This is a genomic window from Brevundimonas sp. (assembly GCF_036677305.1).
Classification (GTDB): domain Bacteria; phylum Pseudomonadota; class Alphaproteobacteria; order Caulobacterales; family Caulobacteraceae; genus Brevundimonas.
The window spans coordinates 1-20493 of record NZ_JAKFEB010000013.1 but is presented as its reverse complement, the minus strand read 5'-3'; the positions used below and the strand labels follow the sequence as shown (position 1 = coordinate 20493).

The 20493-nt window shown below is 68.9% G+C and carries 23 protein-coding genes, 3 tRNA genes and 1 pseudogene; 6 read left to right on the top strand and 21 right to left on the bottom strand.

The window, feature by feature from the left end; translation table 11 throughout:
* From V6M42_RS00605 to V6M42_RS00595, 3 genes are all read left to right on the top strand, one after another.
* On the top strand, window positions 1-1503 hold a 1503-nt coding region (locus V6M42_RS00605; protein WP_332676440.1), incomplete at its 5' end, for an ATP-binding protein.
* Window positions 1504-1512: 9 nt separating this feature from the next.
* A complete protein-coding gene (locus V6M42_RS00600; RefSeq protein ID WP_332658630.1) occupies window positions 1513-1911 on the top strand; it encodes a DUF1489 domain-containing protein in 399 nt (132 codons plus the stop codon).
* A gap of 100 nt (window positions 1912-2011) precedes the next feature.
* On the top strand, window positions 2012-3862 hold the full coding sequence (locus V6M42_RS00595) for a patatin-like phospholipase family protein (RefSeq protein WP_332676439.1): 1851 nt from the start codon (window positions 2012-2014) through the stop codon (window positions 3860-3862).
* 241 nt (window positions 3863-4103) lie between these two features.
* Here V6M42_RS00595 and V6M42_RS00590 read toward each other — a convergent pair.
* The 15 genes and pseudogenes from V6M42_RS00590 to V6M42_RS00520 all read right to left on the bottom strand — a co-directional run.
* Window positions 4104-4547, bottom strand: a pseudogene (locus V6M42_RS00590) (methyltransferase domain-containing protein); the annotation flags it as partial.
* Window positions 4548-4575: 28 nt separating this feature from the next.
* Window positions 4576-4652: transfer RNA gene (locus V6M42_RS00585), tRNA-His, on the bottom strand.
* 81 nt (window positions 4653-4733) lie between these two features.
* Window positions 4734-5480 carry a M48 family metallopeptidase gene (locus V6M42_RS00580; protein ID WP_332658632.1) on the bottom strand — a complete coding sequence of 249 codons (747 nt, stop codon included), beginning with the start codon at window positions 5478-5480 and terminating at the stop codon, window positions 4734-4736.
* Window positions 5481-5595: 115 nt separating this feature from the next.
* Window positions 5596-6312, bottom strand: coding sequence for an energy transducer TonB (locus tag V6M42_RS00575; RefSeq protein WP_332658633.1), 717 nt, complete (start codon window positions 6310-6312; stop codon window positions 5596-5598).
* Window positions 6309-6752 carry a biopolymer transporter ExbD gene (locus tag V6M42_RS00570; RefSeq protein WP_056620816.1) on the bottom strand — a complete coding sequence of 148 codons (444 nt, stop codon included), beginning with the start codon at window positions 6750-6752 and terminating at the stop codon, window positions 6309-6311. The genes V6M42_RS00575 and V6M42_RS00570 overlap by 4 nt, the downstream gene beginning before the upstream one ends.
* 5 nt (window positions 6753-6757) lie before the next feature.
* Window positions 6758-7663, bottom strand: a complete 906-nt coding sequence (locus V6M42_RS00565) for a MotA/TolQ/ExbB proton channel family protein (protein WP_332658634.1) — start codon at window positions 7661-7663, stop codon at window positions 6758-6760.
* A 383-nt stretch (window positions 7664-8046) separates the two neighbouring features.
* Window positions 8047-8122: transfer RNA gene (locus tag V6M42_RS00560), tRNA-Phe, on the bottom strand.
* A 64-nt stretch (window positions 8123-8186) separates the two neighbouring features.
* Window positions 8187-8351 carry a DNA gyrase inhibitor YacG gene (locus tag V6M42_RS00555; RefSeq protein WP_332658635.1) on the bottom strand — a complete coding sequence of 55 codons (165 nt, stop codon included), beginning with the start codon at window positions 8349-8351 and terminating at the stop codon, window positions 8187-8189.
* A 2-nt stretch (window positions 8352-8353) separates the two neighbouring features.
* Window positions 8354-9397: a ribonuclease E/G gene (locus V6M42_RS00550; protein WP_332676437.1), complete on the bottom strand. Its 1044-nt coding sequence runs from the start codon at window positions 9395-9397 to the stop codon at window positions 8354-8356.
* Window positions 9394-9969: a Maf family protein gene (locus V6M42_RS00545; RefSeq protein ID WP_332676435.1), complete on the bottom strand. Its 576-nt coding sequence runs from the start codon at window positions 9967-9969 to the stop codon at window positions 9394-9396. The genes V6M42_RS00550 and V6M42_RS00545 overlap by 4 nt, the downstream gene beginning before the upstream one ends.
* 12 nt (window positions 9970-9981) lie before the next feature.
* A complete protein-coding gene (gene infA / locus V6M42_RS00540; RefSeq protein ID WP_013269122.1) occupies window positions 9982-10203 on the bottom strand; it encodes a translation initiation factor IF-1 in 222 nt (73 codons plus the stop codon).
* A 103-nt stretch (window positions 10204-10306) separates the two neighbouring features.
* Complete coding sequence (locus V6M42_RS00535) at window positions 10307-10771, bottom strand: UPF0262 family protein (protein WP_332658638.1); 465 nt, start codon at window positions 10769-10771, stop codon at window positions 10307-10309.
* A complete protein-coding gene (locus tag V6M42_RS00530) occupies window positions 10768-11259 on the bottom strand; it encodes a DUF2948 family protein (RefSeq protein ID WP_332658639.1) in 492 nt (163 codons plus the stop codon). Before V6M42_RS00530 ends, V6M42_RS00535 begins: the two co-directional genes overlap by 4 nt.
* Window positions 11249-12538 carry a UDP-N-acetylglucosamine 1-carboxyvinyltransferase gene (gene murA, locus V6M42_RS00525; RefSeq protein WP_332676433.1) on the bottom strand — a complete coding sequence of 430 codons (1290 nt, stop codon included), beginning with the start codon at window positions 12536-12538 and terminating at the stop codon, window positions 11249-11251. The genes V6M42_RS00530 and murA overlap by 11 nt, the downstream gene beginning before the upstream one ends.
* A 99-nt stretch (window positions 12539-12637) precedes the next feature.
* Complete coding sequence (locus V6M42_RS00520) at window positions 12638-12820, bottom strand: hypothetical protein (protein WP_332658641.1); 183 nt, start codon at window positions 12818-12820, stop codon at window positions 12638-12640.
* A 99-nt stretch (window positions 12821-12919) separates the two neighbouring features.
* On the opposite strand from V6M42_RS00520, the gene V6M42_RS00515 reads away from it, so the two are divergent.
* Window positions 12920-12994: transfer RNA gene (locus V6M42_RS00515), tRNA-Thr, on the top strand.
* Window positions 12995-13139: 145 nt separating this feature from the next.
* Here the strand turns inward: V6M42_RS00515 and V6M42_RS00510 are convergent.
* The 3 genes from V6M42_RS00510 to msrB form a co-directional block, all read right to left on the bottom strand.
* Window positions 13140-13364 (bottom strand): hypothetical protein, encoded by a 225-nt coding sequence (locus tag V6M42_RS00510; protein ID WP_332676431.1) that lies wholly within the window; start codon window positions 13362-13364, stop codon window positions 13140-13142.
* 196 nt (window positions 13365-13560) lie between these two features.
* Window positions 13561-14145 (bottom strand): hypothetical protein, encoded by a 585-nt coding sequence (locus V6M42_RS00505; protein ID WP_332676430.1) that lies wholly within the window; start codon window positions 14143-14145, stop codon window positions 13561-13563.
* A gap of 49 nt (window positions 14146-14194) precedes the next feature.
* Entirely contained in the window at window positions 14195-14686 is a 492-nt protein-coding gene (msrB, locus tag V6M42_RS00500; protein WP_332676428.1) for a peptide-methionine (R)-S-oxide reductase MsrB, read from the bottom strand.
* A 76-nt stretch (window positions 14687-14762) separates the two neighbouring features.
* Here msrB and V6M42_RS00495 point away from each other — a divergent pair, with 76 nt between their 5' ends.
* Entirely contained in the window at window positions 14763-14939 is a 177-nt protein-coding gene (locus tag V6M42_RS00495) for a hypothetical protein (protein ID WP_332658645.1), read from the top strand.
* Between the two features lie 77 nt (window positions 14940-15016).
* Here the strand turns inward: V6M42_RS00495 and V6M42_RS00490 are convergent, their stop codons facing one another.
* Window positions 15017-16513 carry a hypothetical protein gene (locus V6M42_RS00490; protein WP_332676426.1) on the bottom strand — a complete coding sequence of 499 codons (1497 nt, stop codon included), beginning with the start codon at window positions 16511-16513 and terminating at the stop codon, window positions 15017-15019.
* Between the two features lie 229 nt (window positions 16514-16742).
* Between V6M42_RS00490 and V6M42_RS00485 the strand changes: the two genes are divergently transcribed.
* On the top strand, window positions 16743-18740 hold the full coding sequence (locus tag V6M42_RS00485; protein ID WP_332676424.1) for an acetyl/propionyl/methylcrotonyl-CoA carboxylase subunit alpha: 1998 nt from the start codon (window positions 16743-16745) through the stop codon (window positions 18738-18740).
* 27 nt (window positions 18741-18767) lie between these two features.
* Here V6M42_RS00485 and V6M42_RS00480 read toward each other — a convergent pair whose 3' ends face one another.
* Complete coding sequence (locus tag V6M42_RS00480; RefSeq protein ID WP_332676422.1) at window positions 18768-19190, bottom strand: hypothetical protein; 423 nt, start codon at window positions 19188-19190, stop codon at window positions 18768-18770.
* A 268-nt stretch (window positions 19191-19458) separates the two neighbouring features.
* On the bottom strand, window positions 19459-20493 hold a 1035-nt coding region (locus V6M42_RS00475), incomplete at its 5' end, for an MFS transporter (RefSeq protein ID WP_332676421.1).

The following is a 20493-nucleotide window of genomic DNA, read 5'->3' as shown; positions in this document are numbered from 1 at the left end:
GACTTCGCCGACGGCCTCGCCTCGGCCCAGCGCGAGGGCCAGTCCTCCTTCGGCGATCCACGCGTCCTGATCGAGAGCTACATCACCCGCCCGCGCCACATCGAGGTTCAGGTCTTCGGCGACTCCCACGGAAACGCCGTCCACCTCTACGAGCGCGACTGCTCCCTGCAGCGCCGGCACCAGAAGGTGATCGAGGAGGCTCCGGCCCCCGGCATGGACGCCGCCACGCGCAAGGCCGTCACCGACGCCGCCGTCCGCGCGGCGCGCGCCGTCAACTACGAGGGCGCCGGCACCATCGAATTTATCGCCGACGCCTCCGACGGACTGAAGGCCGACCGGATCTGGTTCATGGAGATGAACACCCGGCTGCAGGTCGAGCATCCGGTGACCGAGGCCGTCACCGGCGTCGATCTGGTCGAATGGCAGTTCCGCGTCGCTGCAGGCGAGCCCATCCCGCTGAAGCAGGAGGACATCCCCCTGAACGGCTGGGCCATGGAGGCGCGGCTGTACGCCGAGGATCCCGCCAACGGCTTCCTGCCCAGCATCGGCAAGCTGGACCATTTCCTGATGCCGCGCCCGCAAAGCTACCGCGCACCCCACGACGTGAGGGTCGACACCGGCGTCGAGGAAGGCGGCGAGGTCAGCCAGTTCTACGACCCCATGATCTCCAAGATCATCGCCCACGCCGACACGCGCGCCGAGGCCGCCGAAAAGCTGGCCGCCGCCTGCCGGAGCGTCGAGGTCTGGCCGGTCCGGACCAATGCGGCCTTCCTGTCCCGCTGCCTGTCGCATCCGCGCTTCGTCGCCGGTGATGTAGACACCGGCTTCATCGCCGCCGAGGAGGTTTCGCTGGTCAGCGCGGACATCCCGGACGCGGTGATCGCCGCCGCCTTCGCGGCCCAGGCGGACCAGGACGACTACTACCGCAGCAAGATGTACGGCGACGGGCAGGAGATCTGGCGCTCCTCATCCTACGCCCTCTACGGCTTCCGCCTGAACGGTCCAGGCTATTACCGACGCTCGATGGTCGTCGCCGGTCAGCCCGTCGAGGCGGATTTCCGGGCCATGGACCGCGACACATGGTGGGAGGCCAGGACCGGGGACAGAACCTGGCGCGCCGGCGCGGTGGCTGGAGGTCAGGTCCTCCTTACCGACGCCATGACCGACGAGGACGCGTCGGTCGAGGTGGACGACGACCTGTCGGTCCTCTTCCTTGATGGCGAAGCGTATCCCTACGGCCCGCTGGTGCACGGCGCAGGCGCAGGCCACGCCGCAGCCTCCGACGGGTCGCTGCGCGCGCCCATGCCCGGCAAGATCGTCGCCACCCCCGCCAGACCCGGCGACACGGTGACCAAGGGGCAGCCCGTCGTGGTGCTGGAAGCCATGAAGATGGAGCACGCCCTCGTCGCGCCGTTCGACGGCGTGGTCGGCGAGATCGGCGTGGCGATCGGGGATCAGGTTTCGGCGGATGCGGTTCTGGCGACCGTCACGGCGACTGACTAGATCCGCGCCATGCCTCTCCACATGATCAAGCTGTGCGTCGGCGTCGCCAAGGTCGAGACGCTGGAACGCCGCGCCGCCAAGGGCGAATGGCTGACGGTCAACACCCGGATGACGCCCAAGCGCGCGGCCGAGCTGGAAGACGGCGGCTCGCTGTTCTGGGTCATGAAGGGTTCGGTCGTCTGCCGCATGCCGATCCTGGACATCTCGACCAAGGGCGAGGGCAAGACTTCCCACTGCCTGATCAAGCTGTCGCCCGAGGTGATCCGCACCGCGCCCCAGGCCCGCCGTCCCTTCCAGGGCTGGCGTTATCTGGAGCCCAGGGACGCGCCGATGGACCTGTCGACCCTCGACGCCGGCGAGGTGCCGGAGGAACTGGCGCAGCGGCTGCGCGAGATGGGCGCTTGGTAGGGGTCAGGTTCTAGGTTCTAGGGATTAGGGACGGATGCTGCGACCATGGCCTGCACACATCGATTCCCTAGCCCCTAGAACCTGACCCCTAGAACCTTCAATGGCCCCTGCCCGCTCCGACCGGCTTGAAGACGCCCTCCACCGCATCTTCGAGGGCGGCAAGACCACGCGCGCCAGCTGGTTCGCCCTGACCGGCGGAGAGACCCTGTTCGCCGAGGGCGACGGCGCCGACACCCTGTATCTGCTGCGCAGCGGCCGCCTGGGCGTGTTCCGGCGCGATCCCGACGAGGACCGCCCGCCCCAGTTCGTCGGCGTCATCCGGCCCGGCGAACCGGCCGGCGAAATGGCCATGCTGGCCGGAACCGTCCACACCGCCGACGTCGTCGCCCTGCGCGACTGCGAGATCCTGGCCCTGCCCCGCGAAGCCTTCTTCGAGGCCGCGCGCACCGAACCCGACCTGATGGTCGAACTGTCACGGCTGATGATCCAGCGGGCGCGGGATCGCCGGTCCGGCGGCGGCGAGCCCAGCGTCTTCGGCTTCATCTCCGCCCGCCCCCGTCCCATTCGCGCCTTCGTCGAGCGGATCGCCGCCGCGATCGAGGCCGACGGCTTCAGCTGCCAGGTGATCGACCATTCGGCCCTCGCCTCGGCCGCCGAATGGTTCAGCCGGGTCGAGGACTCCCACGACTTCGTCCTCTATGTCGCCGAACAGGACGAGCCCGCCTGGGCCGCCCTGTGCGCGCGCCAGGTCGACCGGGTGTTCGTCGTCGGCAACGGCCTGAACGCGCCGCCCAACCGGCCCCTGCCCCACGCCGGGGTGCTGGACGCCCAGCGGCGGACGGACCTGATCCTGCTGCGCGATCCGCGTATGCCGCGGCCCGCCAACACCGCCGTCTGGCTGGACTCGATCCAGCCCGGCCGCTGGTTCCAGTGCGTCGAGGGCGATCAGGCGGACGCTGAACGGATGGCGCGCGTCGTCACCGGCTCGGCCGTCGGCGTCGTCATGTCGGGCGGCGGGGCGCGGGCCTATTCCCACATCGGCGCCCTGAGGGCTCTCAAGGAAGCGCGCGTCCCCATCGACTTCGTGGGCGGCGCTTCGATGGGGGCGGTGATCGCCGCCGGACCCGCCCTCGGCTGGACGCAGGAGGAGCTGGAAGAGCGCATCCGCAAGGCCTTCGTCGAAAGCGACCCCCTGTCGGACCTGGCCTTCCCCATGCTGGCCATGACCCGGGCGCACAAGGTCGAACGTCTGCTGCTCTCCGCCTATGGGGAGATGGACCTGGCCGACCTGCAGCGTCCGTTTTTCGCGGTCTCCACCAACCTGACCAGCGGGCGGATCGAGGTGCATCGGCGCGGGCTGATGCGTCAGGCCATCCGCGCCTCCATCTCCATTCCCGGCCTGCTGCCGCCCGTGGTCATGGACGGCCAGGTGCTGGTCGACGGGGCGGTGCTGAAGAACCTGCCCACCGAGGTGATGCGCCAGATGCACGGCGGCCCGATCATCGCCGTCGACATGTCAGAGGCGCGCGGCGTGGACCCGGCCCTGATCGAACACCCGCCGTCGATCTGGCGCCTGATCGCCACCGGGGCGTGGCGGCGTGGTCCGCCGATCGTCTCGATCCTGATGCGGTCGGCGACCCTGACGACCGACGCGGACATCGAAAGCTCGCGCGCCGCGACCGACATCCTGATCCAGCCCACGCCCGACGGGCTGGATATCCGCGACTGGAAGGGTTTCGACGTGGGCGTGGCCGCCGGCTACCAGGCCACCCACGAGGTGTTGTCGCTGCTGGACCGGCCTGTGACAGCCCTGCGTCGCCGCCGGTCCGTCAACGACGACGCGCAACCAGAAACAGCCGTCGAAAAGGCAACAGCGCCTGTCCGTCCGGACGTGCTGGAAAAGCTTCGGCGAGGCGCGCGCCGAGGGCGGAAAGAAAAGCACCGCGCATAGCGGCGTCGTCATCCAGCGCCGACAGACAGGGTCGCAACGCCGTCCCCTTCATCCACTCCAGCACCGGGTCCGCTCCGCCCAGGACGTGCAGATAGCGTGTCGACCAGATATCGATGTCGCCGCAGTCGCTCGCCAGCAGGTCGTAATAGGCCTCCGCGGGCAGCAGCGGCGCAATGGCGCTGATCCCCGCCAGACGGCGGGCCCACGGTCCCTGCCCCGCCACCTCCCGCATCAGGGCGTGCTGGACGCTCTCATGCGCCAGCGGCATCTGGACGGCGATGACCCCGCCCGGCGCCAGCGCCCGCACCAGCCGGGGAAACAGCGCCTCATGGTCCGGCGCCCACTGCAGCGAGGCGTTGGCGAAGATCAGGTCGGCGGGAACCCCGGGGCTCCACGCCGCCAGATCGCCCAGGCGCCAGTCGATGTCAGGAGCGGCCGCACGGGCGACATCCAGCATGGCCGGGCTGGAATCCAGCCCGTGGACGACGGCGTCGGGATGAAGACCGTGCAACTGGACGGCGTGCCGGCCCGCCCCGCAGCCGAGGTCCCAGATCTCGCGCGGGACCCGATCTCGCGGAAGGCGCGCCAGCAGATCCTGGGCCGCGCGGTCGCGCTCGGCCTCGAACCGTTGATACTGTGAAGGATCCCAGCCCGTTTCGGGCGGCGGGCGGTGCGTGTCGGTCATACCGGAAACGCCTCCGCCACCGTGAGGATGGTACCGCCTCTCAGGCTTGAACTGAGGACCTCCGGTTCCACAAACCGGCGCTCTAACCAACTGAGCTAAGGCGGCGCAATCAGCGCGAGGGCGGTATCTACCGGGACAGCTCCGCCCGATCAAGCGACCGGGCGGGAATATTCGCAAGCTGCGGCGTCAGCTCCAGCCGCGGCTGGCGATGTACTGCTCCAGTTGGGCGATGCGCGTGGAGTCGGACGGGTGGGTCGAGGCGAACTCGGGCGTCGATCCCTGCTTCTGCGCCGACATCAGCCGCCACAGGGCCACCGCCTGGGACGGGCGGTAGCCGGCGCGTTCCAGATAGTCGACGCCCAGACGGTCGGCCTCCAGTTCGTCACGGCGCGAGAACGGCAGCAGCACGCCCAGCTGGGCGCCCAGTCCGCCGATGGCGCCCGCCGCCTGGGCGTAGTCCCCGGCGACGCCCTGCACGCCGCTCAGCACCATGCTGGTGGCCGCGCTGTTGGAATAGCGCTCGGCCGCGTGACGGGCGACGACGTGGCCGACCTCATGGCCCAGCACGGTGGCCAGCTGGTCGTCGTTCTGGACAAGCGCCAGAAGGCCGGTGGTCACGCCGATCTTGCCCGACGGCAGGACGAAGGCGTTGGGGCTCTCGCTCACGAACAGGGCGTAGTCCCAGGCGCGGTCGGTCAGGCCCGCGGCCTGGACGATCTTGTCGCCGACCCGGCGGATGCGGGCGTTGGCGGCGGCGTCCGACGATATGCGCTGGGTGCGCAGGGCCTGGGCCCAGGCCGCCTCTGATTGTTGCGTCAGGGCGCTGTCGTCGACCAGCAGCAGCTGGCTGCGGCCGAGGGTTTCATTATAGGCGCACGCGCTGAGGGCGGCGACGGAGCAGGCGAGCAGGGCGGCGGCGGCAAGCGATCTCATGGGGATGTCTCCTGAACAGCGCCCCAATAATGTGCAGGGCCCGGAAAGGCTCCGCCCAAAGGAAAACGCCCCGAGGTTTCCCCCGGGGCGTTTCCCTGGTCGTGGTCTGCCGGTCCTACTCGTCCGCGAGGCGGAAGCGAACCGTGAACCGCGCCTGGCCGCCTTGAGCCACACCGTCGACGGTGCGAGGCGAGAACCGGGCCCGGGGCATCGAACGCAACGCGGCCTGGCCGAAGCCTGCACCGGCCGGCTCTTCCGAGACGACGCTGCAGTTCGTGGCCGCGCCGTTGGCGCCGACGGTGCAGAGCAGCGTCGCCGTACCGGACTCGATCCCGCGGCTTTGGGCCCGCTCCGGGAATTCCGGTTGAGGCTGACGGCCCCACGTCACGTTGTTGATGACGGCGGGACGCGGGGGAGCCGGCGGAGCCGGAGGCGGGGGCGGTCCGGGGACGATCACGGGCGGACCCGTATATTCGACCCGGTCCTCCTTCTTCGTCGGTTCGATCGGCAGCGTCACCGGAGGCGGCGGAGCGTTCGGAACGACGACCGGGGGACGCACCTGCAGCTTGGGCGGCGGGGGCGTGTCCGGCGGAGGCGGCGGAGGCGGCGGCGGCGGCGGCGGGATCGGCTCGATGATCTCGACGTCGACGGCGTCATCCGAATAGTTCACTTCGCGCAGCTTGAACTGGGCGTTGATGAAGTAGAAAGCCAGGGCCGCGAACAGGATCGAGACGATCAGCAGGCTGATCAGCAGGACCCCGGGGGGCACGCCGAAGAAGCCTTTGGGCTTCGGCGCGTCGTACCTGGAACGGTGGTATTCAACGTCTGTCATGTGCCCGGCGCCTTCGTGTCTTCACCCACCAGGGCGACGCTGTAGAAGCCGTTGTCCTGCAGCGAGTTCATGACCTGCATGAAGTCACCGTAACGGGTGGTCCGGTCCGCGCGGATGAAGATCCGTTCGTCCGCGGGATTACGACGGCCGATCTGGCCCGTCAGTTCCGTACCGATCTGGTCCAGCTCGACGGGGAAATCGCCCAGATAAGCCCGACCGTTCGGCGTGATCGAAATATAGATCGGCACCGGCGGGTTGGTCTGGGGCGGAGCGACTGCTCGGGGCAACTTCACCTCCACGGACGGGGTCGCCAGGGGCGCCGCGACCATGAAGATGATGAGCAGAACAAGCATGATGTCCACGAACGGCGTGACGTTAATCTCGCTGTTCTGCTCGACGTTGTACTTGCCGCCGCCGCCGCCTGAAAGTTTGGCGGCCATCGCGCTTAGGCTCCCTTGTCGAGGTTACGCGAGATGGCGTTGGTCAGTTCGGCCGAGAAACCGTCCGAACGGGTGCCGTACGCCGAGATGCGGGTGTTGAAGTAGTTGTAGAAGATAACGGCCGGGATAGCGGCGAACAGACCGATACCGGTGGCCAGCAGCGCCTCGGCGATACCGGGGGCGACGACGGCCAGGTTGGTCGTGTTGGTGTTCGCGATGCCGATGAACGAGTTCATGATGCCGTAAACGGTGCCGAACAGACCGATGAACGGACCGGTCGAACCCACCGAGGCGAGGAACTGCTGGCCGCCCGAGAGGCGCTTGGCGAGACCGGCCTGAACGGCGCCGACAGCCTGTTGCGAGCGCATCAGGGCCGAGTCGGCGTGGTCGCCGGTGACCGAGAGGCCGGCCTGGCGGGACAGTTCGATTTCGTCGGTGGCCGCGGCGGCCATGTCGGCCAGCGGGTTGCCGTCGAACTCGTCCGACGTGGCCACGCGGCGCATGTCGGCGATGGTGCGGGCCTGACGGAAGTTCTCGAGGAACACGTCCGTCTTGCGGTTCAGCGAGCCGAACTCGAAGATCTTGATGAGCAGCAGCACCCAGGTGAAGACCGAGGCGAGCAGCAGACCGGTCATGACGACCTTAACGACCACGTCCGCGTCCATGAACATGCGGGCCGGGGTCAGTTTGCCGTGCGATTCACCGCCGACGACGGCGGGTTCGGCGGCGTCGGCGGCCGGAGCAGCGTCAGCAGCCGGAGCAGCGGCGGGGGCGGCGGCGTCGGCAGCCGGAGCTGCTGCGGCGGCCGGGGCGGTGGCGGGAGCATCCTGCGCGAGAACCGGCGTACCGGCCATGAGGACGGCGGCGCCGGCCATGGCCAGGAGGATGTTGGTTTTCTTGATATCGAACATAGTTCGCCAGTTCCTGCTGTTTGGTCTGACTTGTGGAACCCAAAAGAAACGGCCGCAGACGACGACCGCCCTCGATGAAATTCTTCGTCCGCAAAGACAGGGTTAAGGAACCCCGGTCTGCGGAACGCCTGCTGACGCTTCCGGTTGCCAGATGGCTTCCGGGGCGGCGCCGAACGACGAAGGAAACCGTTTTCCCTCTCCGCCGACTGCCCGCCAAGGAAAGCGGTCAAGCTCCTTTGGCGAACGCTTACCAGAGCGTCAAGTGCGGGAACGTGCTTTTCCCCTCGCGGGGGAGCCAAGGTCCCGATCGCCCAAGATTGGGGCCGAAAGCGACAATTTCATGATAGCCGGCCGACCCGGTCCCGGCATCGGGACAGAAGCGATGGTGCCTGGGGGCGGATTCGAACCACCGACACGTGGATTTTCAATCCACTGCTCTACCAACTGAGCTACCCAGGCGCACGCTTCGCGGCGCGGAGGCGGCGTCTATAGGCGAGCGGTTCGGGGGTGTCCAGCCGTCAGATCAGTCTTCTTCGGGATCGTCGCGCGGGACGTCCCCGCCGCTGTCGGGAAGCACGTATCCGCCCGTGAACCAGCGCTGCAGATCCACGTCGGCGCAGCGCTTCGAGCAGAACGGTTTGTATTTCTCGTCCGCGGGGCGGCGGCGGCAGATGGGACAGGTCGCCATGGTCATTCCGTCTCGATCACATGTTCGCTGGCGCGCAGGCTGTCGTCGGCCTTCAGATGGGCGCGCGGCCCCAGTCTCGCCACCAGGGGCGCGGCCAGTTCCGCGACCGCTTGCGGGCACCGGGCCGTCACCCGGGCCGTCGTGGTGTCCGACAGCAGGGCGTGGCGCAGCCTGCGCGTGACCTCGACGGCGGCCCGCTGCGGCCAGTAGCTATGGACGCCGGGGTGGCGGTAGAGGCGCTCCGCCAACGGCCTGAACCGCCACGGCACGGCGATCATCAGAACGCCGAACCGGTTGACCGGCCCGTAGGCGATGGCGGGATCCGTCCCGAACGCCGCCCTGGCCGCTTTCAGGACCGCATTGCCGTCCTGGCCGCCGCCGACCAGATCGATGGCGACCAGACCGCCCAGGCTGCGCAACCGGATCGTCTGCGCCGCGCGGACCAGACCCTTTCGATTCGCCTCCAGCCTGTCCTGCGGCGACGCCCTGCGACCGGGCGGGGGCCGGTAGTCAATGTCTACGGCGATCAGGGCGTTCGTCCGCTCGACCGTCACGGAGACGTCGCCTCCGATGAACGGCTGGCCGTCCGCCTCGCGCAAGGCGTCCCAGCCGGCCTGGATCGCGCGCACGCCCCCGATCGGTTCGACGCCGGGGGCCAGCCGCTCCAGCCATTCCGCCACCGTGGGCCCGGGGGCCAGCAGCCGCGGCTCGCCCTCGCCCTTGCCCAGCAGCTTCAGGGTGACGCCTTTCATCTCGCGCCGCTCCGAGACGACCTCGACCTCGACCTTCTCCCCCTCATGCAGACGCTGGCCGCCATGGGACGGCAGGAAGGCGTCCTCGCCCGCCTCCTCGCCGAGATCTATGAAGGCCCCCTTGAGATTGGGTTCGATCCGTCGGACCCGCCCGACCGAGCGCGCGCCCAGCCGGTGTTGCGGGATCTCGTTCTCGAACTGGGTCAGGAAATACTGGTCGCCGACCTCGTCGCGGATGATTCCCCGGATCTCGCCGGGCGTATCGTCCAGATAGACGAACAGCGGCGGTTTCACGCCCGCCAGCCCGCGCCGTTCAGCAGATTGACCGTCTCGAACAGGGGCAGGCCCATGACGGCGGGATAGCTGCCGACCAGACGGGTGACGAAGGCCCCTGCCCGGCCCTGGATGCCGTAGCCGCCCGCCTTGCCCCGCCATTCGCCCGAGGCGACATAGGCGGCGATCTCGGCGTCGGACAGGACCTTGAAGGATACGCGGGTGTCGACCACCCGGTGCGTGGTCCGCACCCCGGCGGTCACCGCCACACCGGTGAAAACCCGATGATTTCTGCCCGAAAGCAACTTGAGGAAGCGCACGGCCTCGACTTCGTCGGCAGGCTTTTCCAGCAGGCGCCGGCCGACGGCCACCACTGTGTCAGCAGCCAGCACAACCGCATCCGGCGCCCCGGCCGCGATGGCCTCGGCCTTGGTCACGGCCAGACGCGCGGCGAGACGCGTCGGCGTCTCGTCCTTCAGCGGGGTCTCGTCGATGTCGGCGGGATCGACGCGGTCGGGCGTGATCCCGACCAGCGCCAGCAGTTCGATGCGGCGCGGGCTGGCCGAGGCCAGCACCAGTTCAGGACGGCTCATCCGAGCCCGTCCTTACTTGAAGCGGTAGGTGATGCGGCCCTTGGTCAGGTCGTAGGGCGTCATCTCGACCAGGACCTTGTCGCCGGCCAGCACGCGGATGCGGTTCTTGCGCATCTTGCCGGCGGTGTGGGCGATGATCTCGTGGTCGTTCCCCTCGAGCAGCACGCGGAACGTCGCGTTCGGCAGCAGTTCGCTGACGACGCCGGGAAACTCGAGCAGTTCTTCCTTAGCCATGCGGCCTCTCGCGCCCTGTGAATACGAGTCAGGACGCGCGCCGGGCGAAAGCGCGCGTCGAAAAGAGCGGGCCTAATGCCCGAAAACGCCGGGATAGTCGAGATCAACCGCGCCGGTACAGCGCCGTCACCAGGGTGAACAGCCGTCGGGCGGTCTCGTGATCGATCGCGATCTTGCCGTCCAGCCGGGCTTTCAGCAGCTCGGCGCCTTCGTTGTGCAGCCCTCGCCGGCCCATGTCGACGGCTTCGATCTGGGACGGGGACGTGCCGCGCAGGGCTTCGTAATAGCTGTCGCAGACGGCGATATAGTCCTTCACCACCTTGTTCAGCGGCGTCAGCGACAGGCCGTGGACGCGATGAAAATCCGGTCCCGTGATGTCGAACGCCAGCCGACCGTCCACCATCGACAGCTTCAGGGCATAGGGGCCGCCCGCAGCGCCTGCGGGTTCGAAGCTGTTCTTCTCGATCAGGTCGAAGATGGCGACCCGCCGCTCATGCTCGATCTCGGCGGTCGCGGACGACAGGGTCGCGGCGTCCAGGTCGATCGAGGTCAGGCGGTGCTCGCTCACGCGGGGTCCGCCCCTTCCGACGCTTCGGGCGACAGATGCGTCGGCGCGACCTTGGCGGGCCAGCGCTCGGACAGGTCGGTCAGCACCGCGTCCATGCATTCGACGTCGATCCGCAGGTCCCCGCCGCCCGCGAACATCAGGATCACCCGCCCGCCGGGCGCCTCGTCGGGCACGAAATCCATGGCCAGCAGTTCGAGCGGGCTGTCGGGCAGGCGCGGCAGGCGGCGACTCTTGACCGCCACGACGTCGCCGAACTGCATGGCGGCCATGACGCGCGTGCCGCCGCATTCCCAGCAGAACCGGCTCAGCTTCAGCGTCACCCGCCGCGCCGCCGGCTCCCAGACGATGTCCACGGGACGCATGATGGCGTCCTGCAGGGCCGCCGAAATGATGTGCAGGTCGTCGGCGTCCTCGGCCAGCAGGCGCAGGGGTTCGGGCGGCGTCGCCGCCGCCGCGTCAGCCTCGTGCTGCTGCGCCTCAGTGTTCATTCCCGTCGCCCTTGATGCGGCGGATCTCGGCCCCGCAGGCGCCGAGCTTTTCCTCCAGCCGTTCGAAGCCGCGGTCCAGATGATAGACGCGGCCGACCGTGGTCTCGCCCTCGGCCGCCATGCCGGCGATCACCAGGCTGACCGAAGCCCGCAGGTCCGTGGCCATCACCGGCGCGCCGTGCAGCACCGGCACGCCGCGCACCACGGCCTCGCCGGCGTGGACGTGGATGTCCGCCCCCAGCCGCGCCAGCTCCGGCGCGTGCATGAAGCGGTTCTCGAAGATGTTCTCGTGGATGACGCTGTCGCCCTCGGCCATGGTCATCAGCGCCATGAACTGGGCCTGCAGGTCGGTGGCGAACCCGGGATAGACCTCGGTCGCCACATTGACCGCCTTCAACCGCACCGCAGGATCGCGCTTGACGATCACGCCGTCGGCGGTCGGCGTCACCTCGACCCCGGCCTCGATCATCTTCTCGCTGAGCGCCGTCATCAGTTCCGGCCGCGCCTTCGTCAGCCGCACCTCGCCCCCGGCCATGGCCGCGGCGACGGCGTAGGATCCCATCTCGATCCGGTCGGGAATCACCGACCAGGTCGCGCCGCCCAGGGACGGGACGCCTGTGATGACCAGTTCGTCGGTGTCGATGCCGCTGATCTTCGCACCCATGACGGTCAGGCAGTGGGCCAGATCGCCGATCTCGGGCTCGCGGGCGGCGCGCTTCAGCACCGTCACCCCGTCCGCCAGCACCGCGGCCAGCAGGGCGTGTTCGGTCGCCCCGACCGAGACGAAGGGAAACTCGATCTCCGCGCCTTTCAGACCGTTCGGCGCTCGGGCGGTGACATAGCCCTCGTCCAGCTCGATCTCGGCCCCCAGGGCCGTCAACGCCTGCAGATGCAGGTCGACCGGTCGCGCGCCGATGGTGCAGCCGCCCGGCAGCGACACCTTGGCCTCGCCCGTGCGCGCCAGCAGCGGACCCAGCACGTTGAACGAAGCCCGCATCTGCCGGACCAGATCATAGGGGGCGAAGGTCGAACTGATGCGCCCGGCGTGGAACAGCGTCTCCTGCCCGTCAGCCCCGTCGCGCTCCGTCACCTCGACGCCCAGCTCGCGCAGCAGCCGTCCGAGAAATTTCGTATCCGCCAGACGCGGCATGTTGGTCAGCAGGAGCGGCTGATCGGTCAGGATCGAGGCGGCCATCAGCTTGAGGGCGGAGTTCTTGGCGCCGCTGACCGGAATCGATCCGTTCAGGCGGGCGCCTCCGGTGATGGCGATGCTGTCCATGTCGTCTCTTGCGACCCCGTGCAGGGCGCAAGGGGGATCGGCTATCTAGCGCGGACGGTTGCGGTTGCGAAAGGCCGACGGTCGCGCCGGCGATGACATTCAGTTGCGCGGCGTTGCCGGCCCGGTCGACCGGGCCGCCGCCTTGCGGCGTCTCAGATTGTCGCGGAGCGCCGTGGACAGCCGCTGGGCGCGCGCCATGGCGGGCGTTTTCGCCGGGGCCAGCGGATCCGGCAGGCTCGTCGGCAGCGGGGGCTGGGCCCCTGTGATCTTCGACTCATCCATGGGTCGATGAGAGCGCGCGTCGAACTTTTCCGCAAGCACGGCAAATGGGGGCTTTCCCCTTTGTCCACGGTTGGCTATAGGGCCGCTTCCTCAGATCAGGCCGCCGTAGCTCAGTGGTAGAGCGCATCCTTGGTAAGGCTGAGGTCGTGGGTTCGATTCCCCCCGGCGGCACCACTCTGAAACCCTTACGGGGCCTGACTTCGCGGTCAGGCCCCGTTTGCGTTCCGGAGCCCGGAGATCCGATTCGAAATCCGGAGCCGGACGCGAAAAAGCCCCGCCGGCGGAGCCGACGGGGCCTTACGGGTCTTGTGACCGGGTCCTAGTCGCTCTCGGAATCGTCGTCCGAGAGCGCCACGACGGCGGCCACGATAACGGCGGCGCCGACGATGAGGACGGCGATCGGCACGCCGGCGAATTCGCTCGACTCAGCGGTCGGGGCGCCGATGCGGTCGCCGACGCGGGCGCTCGACACGTTGTTGGCCGCAGCGGCCTGGCCGGCGATGAGCAGCAGGCCCGCCGTCACGGCGGCGATGGTTTTCTTCATGGTCTTACTCCGAAGCCGTTGATGAGGCAGGCGACGGCCCGCGAGGGCTCGTCAATCGTGTAATGCCATACAACTGGAGGCGTTGCGACCGCGCCGAGGAATTAAGCTTGGCCGTGGCGTCGAAAGCTCACCGCCACTACAGAGGCGGGCCCTTCCCGCCCGGGATGCTCCGTCAGGCCGGTCCGCGCGGGCCCCGTCAGGGTTCGACGCGATCCTGTCGCACCAGCGGCCGCCGATTCGGAGGCCCGTCGGGCCGCATGACGCGCGCCTCGAACTGCGCCGCCGCGCCCGGCCGATACCCCGGAAAGACATAGCCGCCGTCGTCGAGGGCGGCGCCGCCATAGCTCTGGTCGTAGCCGTATCCATAGCCGTAGCCGTAGCCGTAGCCGCCGTAGGGATAGGCGTTCTCGGTCTGGCGGTAGCTCAGGCTCAGTCGCCCGTTCTCGCCGATCGGCAGGGACACCGCGGCCCCATAGTCGCGATACCCGCCGGTGCCGACGCTGACGCTGACCTCGCTGTGCGGCAGGCCGTCGTCCAGCAATTCGCCCCGGACCCGCTCATAGGGCCGGTCGTCCACCGCCCGGGTTGCGATCCAGCGATCGATCTGTTCATCGGTGGTGAGGTTGTGAGGCACGCCCGCCTGGGCGGCCCCCACGACAGACGGAGCGACGGGCTGCCGGGTCGCGCCGAGGTCGACAGCGGTTGCGGGGGCGGTGGCGACCACGCCGTCCGGATCGCCCGTCGTCAGGGCTCCGGCCATCAACATTGCGGTGATCAGCATGCGCCCAACTCCATTACGGGTAGCAGCCTAGCCTCAAATGAGGCGAGGGTCAGGCGTTTCCGTCGCCGCGGCCCAAAGGATCCGGCAGCGGCGATCCCTCCGGCACGAAGCTGAGCGCCACGGAATTGATGCAGTAGCGCAGTCCCGTCGGCCCCGGACCGTCGGGAAACACATGGCCCTGATGGCTGTCGCAGCGGGCGCAACGCGTCTCGGTCCGCGTCATCCCGTGGGAGCGGTCGGTGATCGCGCTCACATGCGTCGGATCGACCGGCTCGGTGAAACTGGGCCAGCCCGTGCCGCTCTCGAACTTGGTTCCGGTGCGGAACAGCGGCAGGCCGCATTCGCGGCAGCAGAAGACCCCTGCCCGCTTCTCGCCCAGCAGGGTCCCGCAGAAGGGCGCCTCGGTGCCGTGCGCCAGCAGGACGCGCTTCTCCTCGGCCGACAGGTCGGCCTCCAGCGCCACGCGCTGGCTGTCGCTGGGCGGCGTCAGGTCATAGCCGGACGGGGAACGCAGGGTCGGGGCGATGTCGCTGTCGGTCATGGTTCTCACCTAGGCGCTGCCGGGCTTTTCGCAACCCGCCGCCGGAACGGCTCAGGATTCCGATCGTTCGATACGCATGGCCAAGAAATCAGAATCCGACCTGATCACCGATCCTTTGACGCCCAAGGCGACCCACGGGGTTGTGGAAATCAAGGACCCGCCCGAGGCGGCCATGAACCTGACAGCCGACGCCGCCGAGATTTCCGGCCTGCGTCTGGTCGACGCCGCGGACCGCGCCCGCAAACGGGACTAGCCCGCCCGCTCCCGAAAGACAAAAGGCCGGCCAGGTCCCCCTGGCCGGCCTCTCTTGTCGGGTCTTCGTGGTTCGGGTCAGCCGCCGAACAGGCCGCCCACCCAGGTCCGCACGGCTGTCTCATCGGCCGGGTTGCCCGTGTAGACGAGGCCCTGCGCCGGCGTGAAGGGGGTGTTGTTGGGGCGCGGACGCGAGGTCCAGGCCTTGTGGCCGTAGCTGAGGTCCGAATAGTTCGACGGCAGGCGCATCACGGTCGGCTCGACGAAGATCGAGTCGGTCGCCGTGGTCGAGCCGACGATCCGCACGTTCGGCAGCTTGGACAGCAGGTCCAGCGTGTCCAGGCACCCGCCCGAGCAGCCCGCGTCCACCAGAACGACCACCGGGCCCTGCACGGGGTTGGCGGCGCCGGTGTCGGCCACGGCGGGACGGCCCGCCAGGGTGAAGGTCGGCTGGCTGGCGGCGATGGCGGCGTCGAAGGCCGTCACGATCTCGCGGGTCTGCTCGATCACCGGACCGGCTTCCTGCACGAACTGCGGGTCGGCTTCCATCCGGCCGAGCGCCGCGGCGTACCAGTCGCGGTTGCCCTGGGTGGCGCGGTAGGTCAGTTCGCCGGCGGCGGGCTGGCGGCTGACGGTGAACTCCGGCGTCCAGATGCGGTTGGCCAGGCCATAGCCGCGGGCGGTCGACGAGTTCTGGCCCGTGCCCGAGGCGGCGCGCAGATCCAGCACAAAGCCCTGCGGCCCGCGCAGGGTCGCGGCCTGACCCTCGACGGCGGCGTTGAACGAGCGCCAGTCGGCGCTGTCGGCGAAGGAGTGGACATGCACCCAGGGGCGGCCGTTGACGGTCTCGACGCCCAGCGGCGTCGCCGGCGGCATGTAGACGCTGGCGCGGTAGGCGGCCTCGAGATCACCGGCCACGACCGGCATGGGGCGAATCTGGATTTCGCGCGGACGGCCGCGGCCCGACTGGAAGCTGCAGATCGAGGGGACGCCGGCGGCGAACGGATTGTTGCGGTTCCACAGCAGATACGGCGCCGAGGTCACGCGGCCCGCCTCGGTGTCGAGGTTGCCTTCCCAGAGATCCAGCTTCTTGCGGGCGAACTCCTCGATCGGGGTCAGATTGCAGTCGACCACCGTGTCGCCGACCCGCGGCGCGCCGCGCGTGCCCGGCTTCACATAGGTGACGACGTATTTGCCGCCGCGCCAGCCGGTCGTGAAGCCCGGCCAGCTGGTGCCGAAATAGGGACCCATACCCTCGAAGGTCGGGGTGATGGCGATGTTGGAATCGCGGAAACCGGCTGCGTAGTAGCGCATCAGATAGGCGTGGGCGTCGCCGCTGTTGGCCTGGCTGGCGCGGCCCAGGGCGTCCTGCAGGCCGGCGTCCAGCCAGCTGCGGAAGGTTTGGCTGGCGGCGCCCGGGACGGCCGGGGCGGGATGGTTGGCGGCCAGCTCGTCATGGGCTCTTTGCAGATCCTGGCGAGCCAGATCGCGGAAGTCCTGCGCCGCGACCGGTCCGGCGGTCATCGCCACGGCCAGGGACGTCGTGATTGCCGCAGCGGCGGCGAAAGTAAGCATGCGGGACATCAATCAGGCTCCGGGCCAATAAGCGGGAACGGGGAGAGGACGAAAAATGAACGGTCGTCGATGAACGGGACTGGAACGGCTTTAACCCCATCGATACAGGCTTTGCCAAGCCCGAACGCTGACCGGTTGAAACCCCGTCCGGTTTACTCAAGCCAGATCGCGGCCTAATCGGGGCAACCGCTTCACGCGGCGATCACGTTCGCCTCAGATTCAGAGCCCGATGTTCTCCAAAATCCTGATCGCCAATCGCGGCGAAATCGCCGTCCGCATCATCAAGACCTGCCGCCGCATGGGCATCAGGACGGTGCAGGTCTATTCCGAGGCCGACGCCGGTTCGCTGGCGGTCGAGATGGCCGACGAGACCGTGTTGATCGGCCCCGCCCCGGCCGCCCAGTCCTATCTGCTGCAGGACCGGATCGTCGACGCCGTGCGCCAGACCGGCGCCGAGGCCGTCCACCCCGGCTTCGGCTTCCTCAGCGAGAACGCCTCCTTCGCGCGCCGGCTCGAGGCCGAGGGCATCACCTTCATCGGCCCCAATCCCCACGCCATCGAGGCCATGGGCGACAAGATCACCTCCAAGAAATTCGCGGCCGAGGCGGGCGTCTCCACGGTCCCCGGCCACATGGGACTGATCGAGACGACCGAGGAGGCGGTGAAGATCGCCAACCAGATCGGCTACCCGGTCATGATCAAGGCCTCGGCCGGCGGCGGCGGCAAGGGCATCCGCGTCGCCCACGGCGACGACGACATGGCCGAGGGCTTCGCCGCCGTGAAGGCCGAGGCGCTGAACGCCTTCGGCGACGACCGCGTCTTCCTCGAGAAATTCATCATCGACCCGCGCCACATCGAGATCCAGGTGCTGGGCGACAAGCACGGCAACGTCGTCCACCTGTTCGAGCGCGAATGCTCGATCCAGCGCCGGAATCAGAAGGTTATCGAGGAGGCCCCCTCCCCGCTGCTCGATCCCGAGACCCGCGCCGCCATGGGGGCGCAGGCCGTGGCCCTGGCCAAGGCCGTGAACTACGACAGCGCCGGCACGGTCGAGTTCGTGGCGGGGCAGGACAAATCGTTCTTCTTCCTGGAGATGAACACGCGGCTTCAGGTCGAGCATCCGGTGACGGAGCTGATCACGGGCGTCGATCTGGTCGAGCAGATGATCCGGTCGGCGTGGGGCGAGACGCTGGCCTTCGGGCAGGACGATCTGGCCATCAACGGCTGGGCCATCGAGAGCCGGATCTATGCGGAGGATCCCTATCGCGGCTTCCTGCCGTCGATCGGGCGGCTGGTGCGCTACGAACAGCCCGAAGAGGGCGAGCACGAGGACGGCTATGTCGTCCGCAACGATTCCGGCGTCCGCGAGGGCGACGAGATCAGCATGTTCTACGACCCCATGATCGCCAAGCTGTGCGCCTGGGGCCCGACGCGCGACGAGGCCCTGACCGGCATGGCCCGGGCGCTGGAGGACACCCACCTGCAGGGCGTCGGCCACAACATCCCCTTCCTGTCCGCCGTCATGGACCAGCCGCGCTTCCGCAGCGGCAATATCTCGACCAGCTATATCAAGGACGAATTCCCCGACGGCTTCCACGGCCTCAGGCCCGACGCGCGCCAGACGCAGATCATGATCGCCGCCGCCGTGGCCATGAACGAGATCGTCGCCGAACAGGCCGGCGACCCGTCCGACCGCACCGACTGGGTCGTGCTGATCGAGAACGGCAAGGGCCCGGGGGCCCCCCACGGCGTCGATCTGTCCTATGACGCCGACGAGGCCCTGCTGCTGGCCTTCACCGGCGGCGGCCACGCCCGCCTGACCGAAATCGACTGGCGCCCCGGCCTGGCCCAGTTCCGCGCCGAACTGGACGGCGAGCCCTTCACCGCCGAGGTCTCCCGCGTCGCGGACGGGTATCTGATCCGCCACCGCGCCGCGAAGGCCAGGGTCCGCGTCCTGACCCCGCACATGGCCGAGCTCTACGCCCGCCTCCCGGAGAAGATCGCCGCCGACACCTCGAAACTGATCGCCTCGCCCATGCCCGGCCTCGTCGTCTCCATCCCCGTGACCGTCGGTCAGGAGGTCAAGGCCGGCGAAACCGTCGCCATCATCGAGGCCATGAAGATGCAGAACATCCTCAAGGCCGAACGCGACGGCGTGGTGAAGGCCGTCAGCGCCGCCGCCGGCGACCCGGTGGCCGCGGACGACGTGCTGGTGGAGTTCGTCTAGGCTCCCCCGCTTCCCTCTCCCACCCCGTCATTCCGGGGCTGGACCGGCGCAGCCGGGAACAGAACCCGGAACCCAGGCGGCCGGGCGCGGTCGACTGCCTGGCGTCAAATGGTCGGGCCAGCCTCCTGGGTTCCGGGTTCCGCTCTGCGGCCCCGGAATGACGGGAATTTGCGCCGCTCTGAATGACCGCGTGAAGCAGAGGCTGCGCAGCAGCGGATCGCTGTAGCTGAAGCCCGTCACGGTCCCCGCCCCGTCGCGGTGGAACCGCGCGATCATCGATCCCAGGCCGAACACATCCGGCCCCACCGGCGCCAGCTCCAGCCGCCTCAGCGACCCCCGCCCGAAACGCACGGCGACCCCTCCGTCCGCCGCCGTGACCTCGGCGGGCGAGCCCGTCTCGCGGCTGTCATAGCGGCCCGCATAGGCGCGCAGTTCGGACGGCATGGGCATGGCGGCTCCCTCGGTTCAGCGAGCCTGCACCCTGACCGGCGATCGGGTGAGCGGCATGAGCGAACCCTGAGCATTCGCTGAAATCCGCCGGCGTGACCCGTCCCTCACCCTCTCCCGTCATTCCGGGGCTGGACCGGCGCAGCCGGGAACAGAACCCGGAACCCAGGGGGCCGGGCGCGGTCGACAGCAGGACGTCAAACAGTCGGGCCGGCCTCCCGGGTTCCGGGTTCCGCTGCGCGGCCCCGGAATGACGGGGATTGTGGGGCCCCTACCCCGCCGCAACCTCCTGCGCCGGCGCCTTCGCATAGGCCGCCGACAGCCGCCGATAGTAGGTCGAGTTCCACGCCAGCACCGTCGCGATCAGCCCCAGCACCCCGGCCACGGTGAACACCAGGGCGATGCCCCGCTCGGGCCCGCGCCCGTACCAGTCGCCGATCAGGTCCGCGCCCTGGCCGCTCGTCATGAACGGAATGAAGACGAACTGCGCCAGCGGCGCGATCATGAAGGCCGTCAGCGGCGAGGCCGCCTGCTCCACCGACTGGGCGAAACCGAACACCCGCCCCTGCCGCTCGAACGGCACGACCTTCTGCAGCGTCGTATGCTCGGCCGCCTCGGCATAGGGCCCCATCAGCATCCAGATGAAACAGCCCGCGGCCAGCAACACGATCGACGACTGGATGGTGAACACCCCGGCCACGGCCCAGCAGATCACATTGACGATCATCAGCGTCCGCAGCGGGTTCTTCCCCAGCCCCGTCTTCGCGATGACGATCCCGCTGAGGATGAAGGCCGTCGAGATGAAGGCCCACAGCAGCCCCCACGCCTGCACCGGCATCAGCGACAGGCCGTAGGCGTCCATCAGCGCCATGAAGACGCCGCCGAGGAAGTTGTTGAAGGTCGCGAACAGGATCAGGGCGAACAGGCCGGGCACGGCCCCCACCACCTTCATCGTCCCCCGCAGATCCACCCGCCCGGGCCCGTGATCCCCCGCCGCCGCCCGCAGCGCCTCCGGATCGGGCTCGTCCACCGGCGTGAAGCGCAGGTGCAGGAAGACGGGCGCGGTCAGCAGGAGGGCGAAGACCAGCGTCCCCTCCATCCCGCCCCATGCGACCAGCAGGCCGCTGATCACCGAGGTGGTCAGAAAGCCGATCCCGCTGACCATGCCGACCAGCCCGTTGGCCTTGTCGCGCCGGTCCTCGGGAACCAGCACCGTCACCAGCGTCGGCAGGGCGATGCCGCGGATATTGCCGGCGATGACGCCCGACATCACCACCCCGATGAAGCCCCACAGCCACGGACTCGC

Excerpts from the sequence above, each read along its gene's own strand:
- V6M42_RS00600 (WP_332658630.1), top strand. The coding sequence starts at position 1,513 with ATGCCTCTCCACATGATCAAGCTGTGCGTCGGCGTCGCCAAGGTCGAG.
- V6M42_RS00595 (WP_332676439.1), top strand. The coding sequence starts at position 2,012 with ATGGCCCCTGCCCGCTCCGACCGGCTTGAAGACGCCCTCCACCGCATC.
- V6M42_RS00580 (WP_332658632.1), bottom strand. The coding sequence starts at position 5,480 with ATGAGATCGCTTGCCGCCGCCGCCCTGCTCGCCTGCTCCGTCGCCGCC.
- V6M42_RS00575 (WP_332658633.1), bottom strand. The coding sequence starts at position 6,312 with ATGACAGACGTTGAATACCACCGTTCCAGGTACGACGCGCCGAAGCCC.
- V6M42_RS00570 (WP_056620816.1), bottom strand. The coding sequence starts at position 6,752 with ATGGCCGCCAAACTTTCAGGCGGCGGCGGCGGCAAGTACAACGTCGAG.
- V6M42_RS00565 (WP_332658634.1), bottom strand. The coding sequence starts at position 7,663 with ATGTTCGATATCAAGAAAACCAACATCCTCCTGGCCATGGCCGGCGCC.
- V6M42_RS00555 (WP_332658635.1), bottom strand. The coding sequence starts at position 8,351 with ATGGCGACCTGTCCCATCTGCCGCCGCCGCCCCGCGGACGAGAAATAC.
- V6M42_RS00545 (WP_332676435.1), bottom strand. The coding sequence starts at position 9,969 with ATGAGCCGTCCTGAACTGGTGCTGGCCTCGGCCAGCCCGCGCCGCATC.
- infA (WP_013269122.1), bottom strand. The coding sequence starts at position 10,203 with ATGGCTAAGGAAGAACTGCTCGAGTTTCCCGGCGTCGTCAGCGAACTG.
- V6M42_RS00530 (WP_332658639.1), bottom strand. The coding sequence starts at position 11,259 with ATGAACACTGAGGCGCAGCAGCACGAGGCTGACGCGGCGGCGGCGACG.
- murA (WP_332676433.1), bottom strand. The coding sequence starts at position 12,538 with ATGGACAGCATCGCCATCACCGGAGGCGCCCGCCTGAACGGATCGATT.
- V6M42_RS00520 (WP_332658641.1), bottom strand. The coding sequence starts at position 12,820 with ATGGATGAGTCGAAGATCACAGGGGCCCAGCCCCCGCTGCCGACGAGC.
- V6M42_RS00510 (WP_332676431.1), bottom strand. The coding sequence starts at position 13,364 with ATGAAGAAAACCATCGCCGCCGTGACGGCGGGCCTGCTGCTCATCGCC.
- V6M42_RS00505 (WP_332676430.1), bottom strand. The coding sequence starts at position 14,145 with ATGCTGATCACCGCAATGTTGATGGCCGGAGCCCTGACGACGGGCGAT.
- msrB (WP_332676428.1), bottom strand. The coding sequence starts at position 14,686 with ATGACCGACAGCGACATCGCCCCGACCCTGCGTTCCCCGTCCGGCTAT.
- V6M42_RS00495 (WP_332658645.1), top strand. The coding sequence starts at position 14,763 with ATGGCCAAGAAATCAGAATCCGACCTGATCACCGATCCTTTGACGCCC.
- V6M42_RS00490 (WP_332676426.1), bottom strand. The coding sequence starts at position 16,513 with ATGCTTACTTTCGCCGCCGCTGCGGCAATCACGACGTCCCTGGCCGTG.
- V6M42_RS00485 (WP_332676424.1), top strand. The coding sequence starts at position 16,743 with ATGTTCTCCAAAATCCTGATCGCCAATCGCGGCGAAATCGCCGTCCGC.
- V6M42_RS00480 (WP_332676422.1), bottom strand. The coding sequence starts at position 19,190 with ATGCCCATGCCGTCCGAACTGCGCGCCTATGCGGGCCGCTATGACAGC.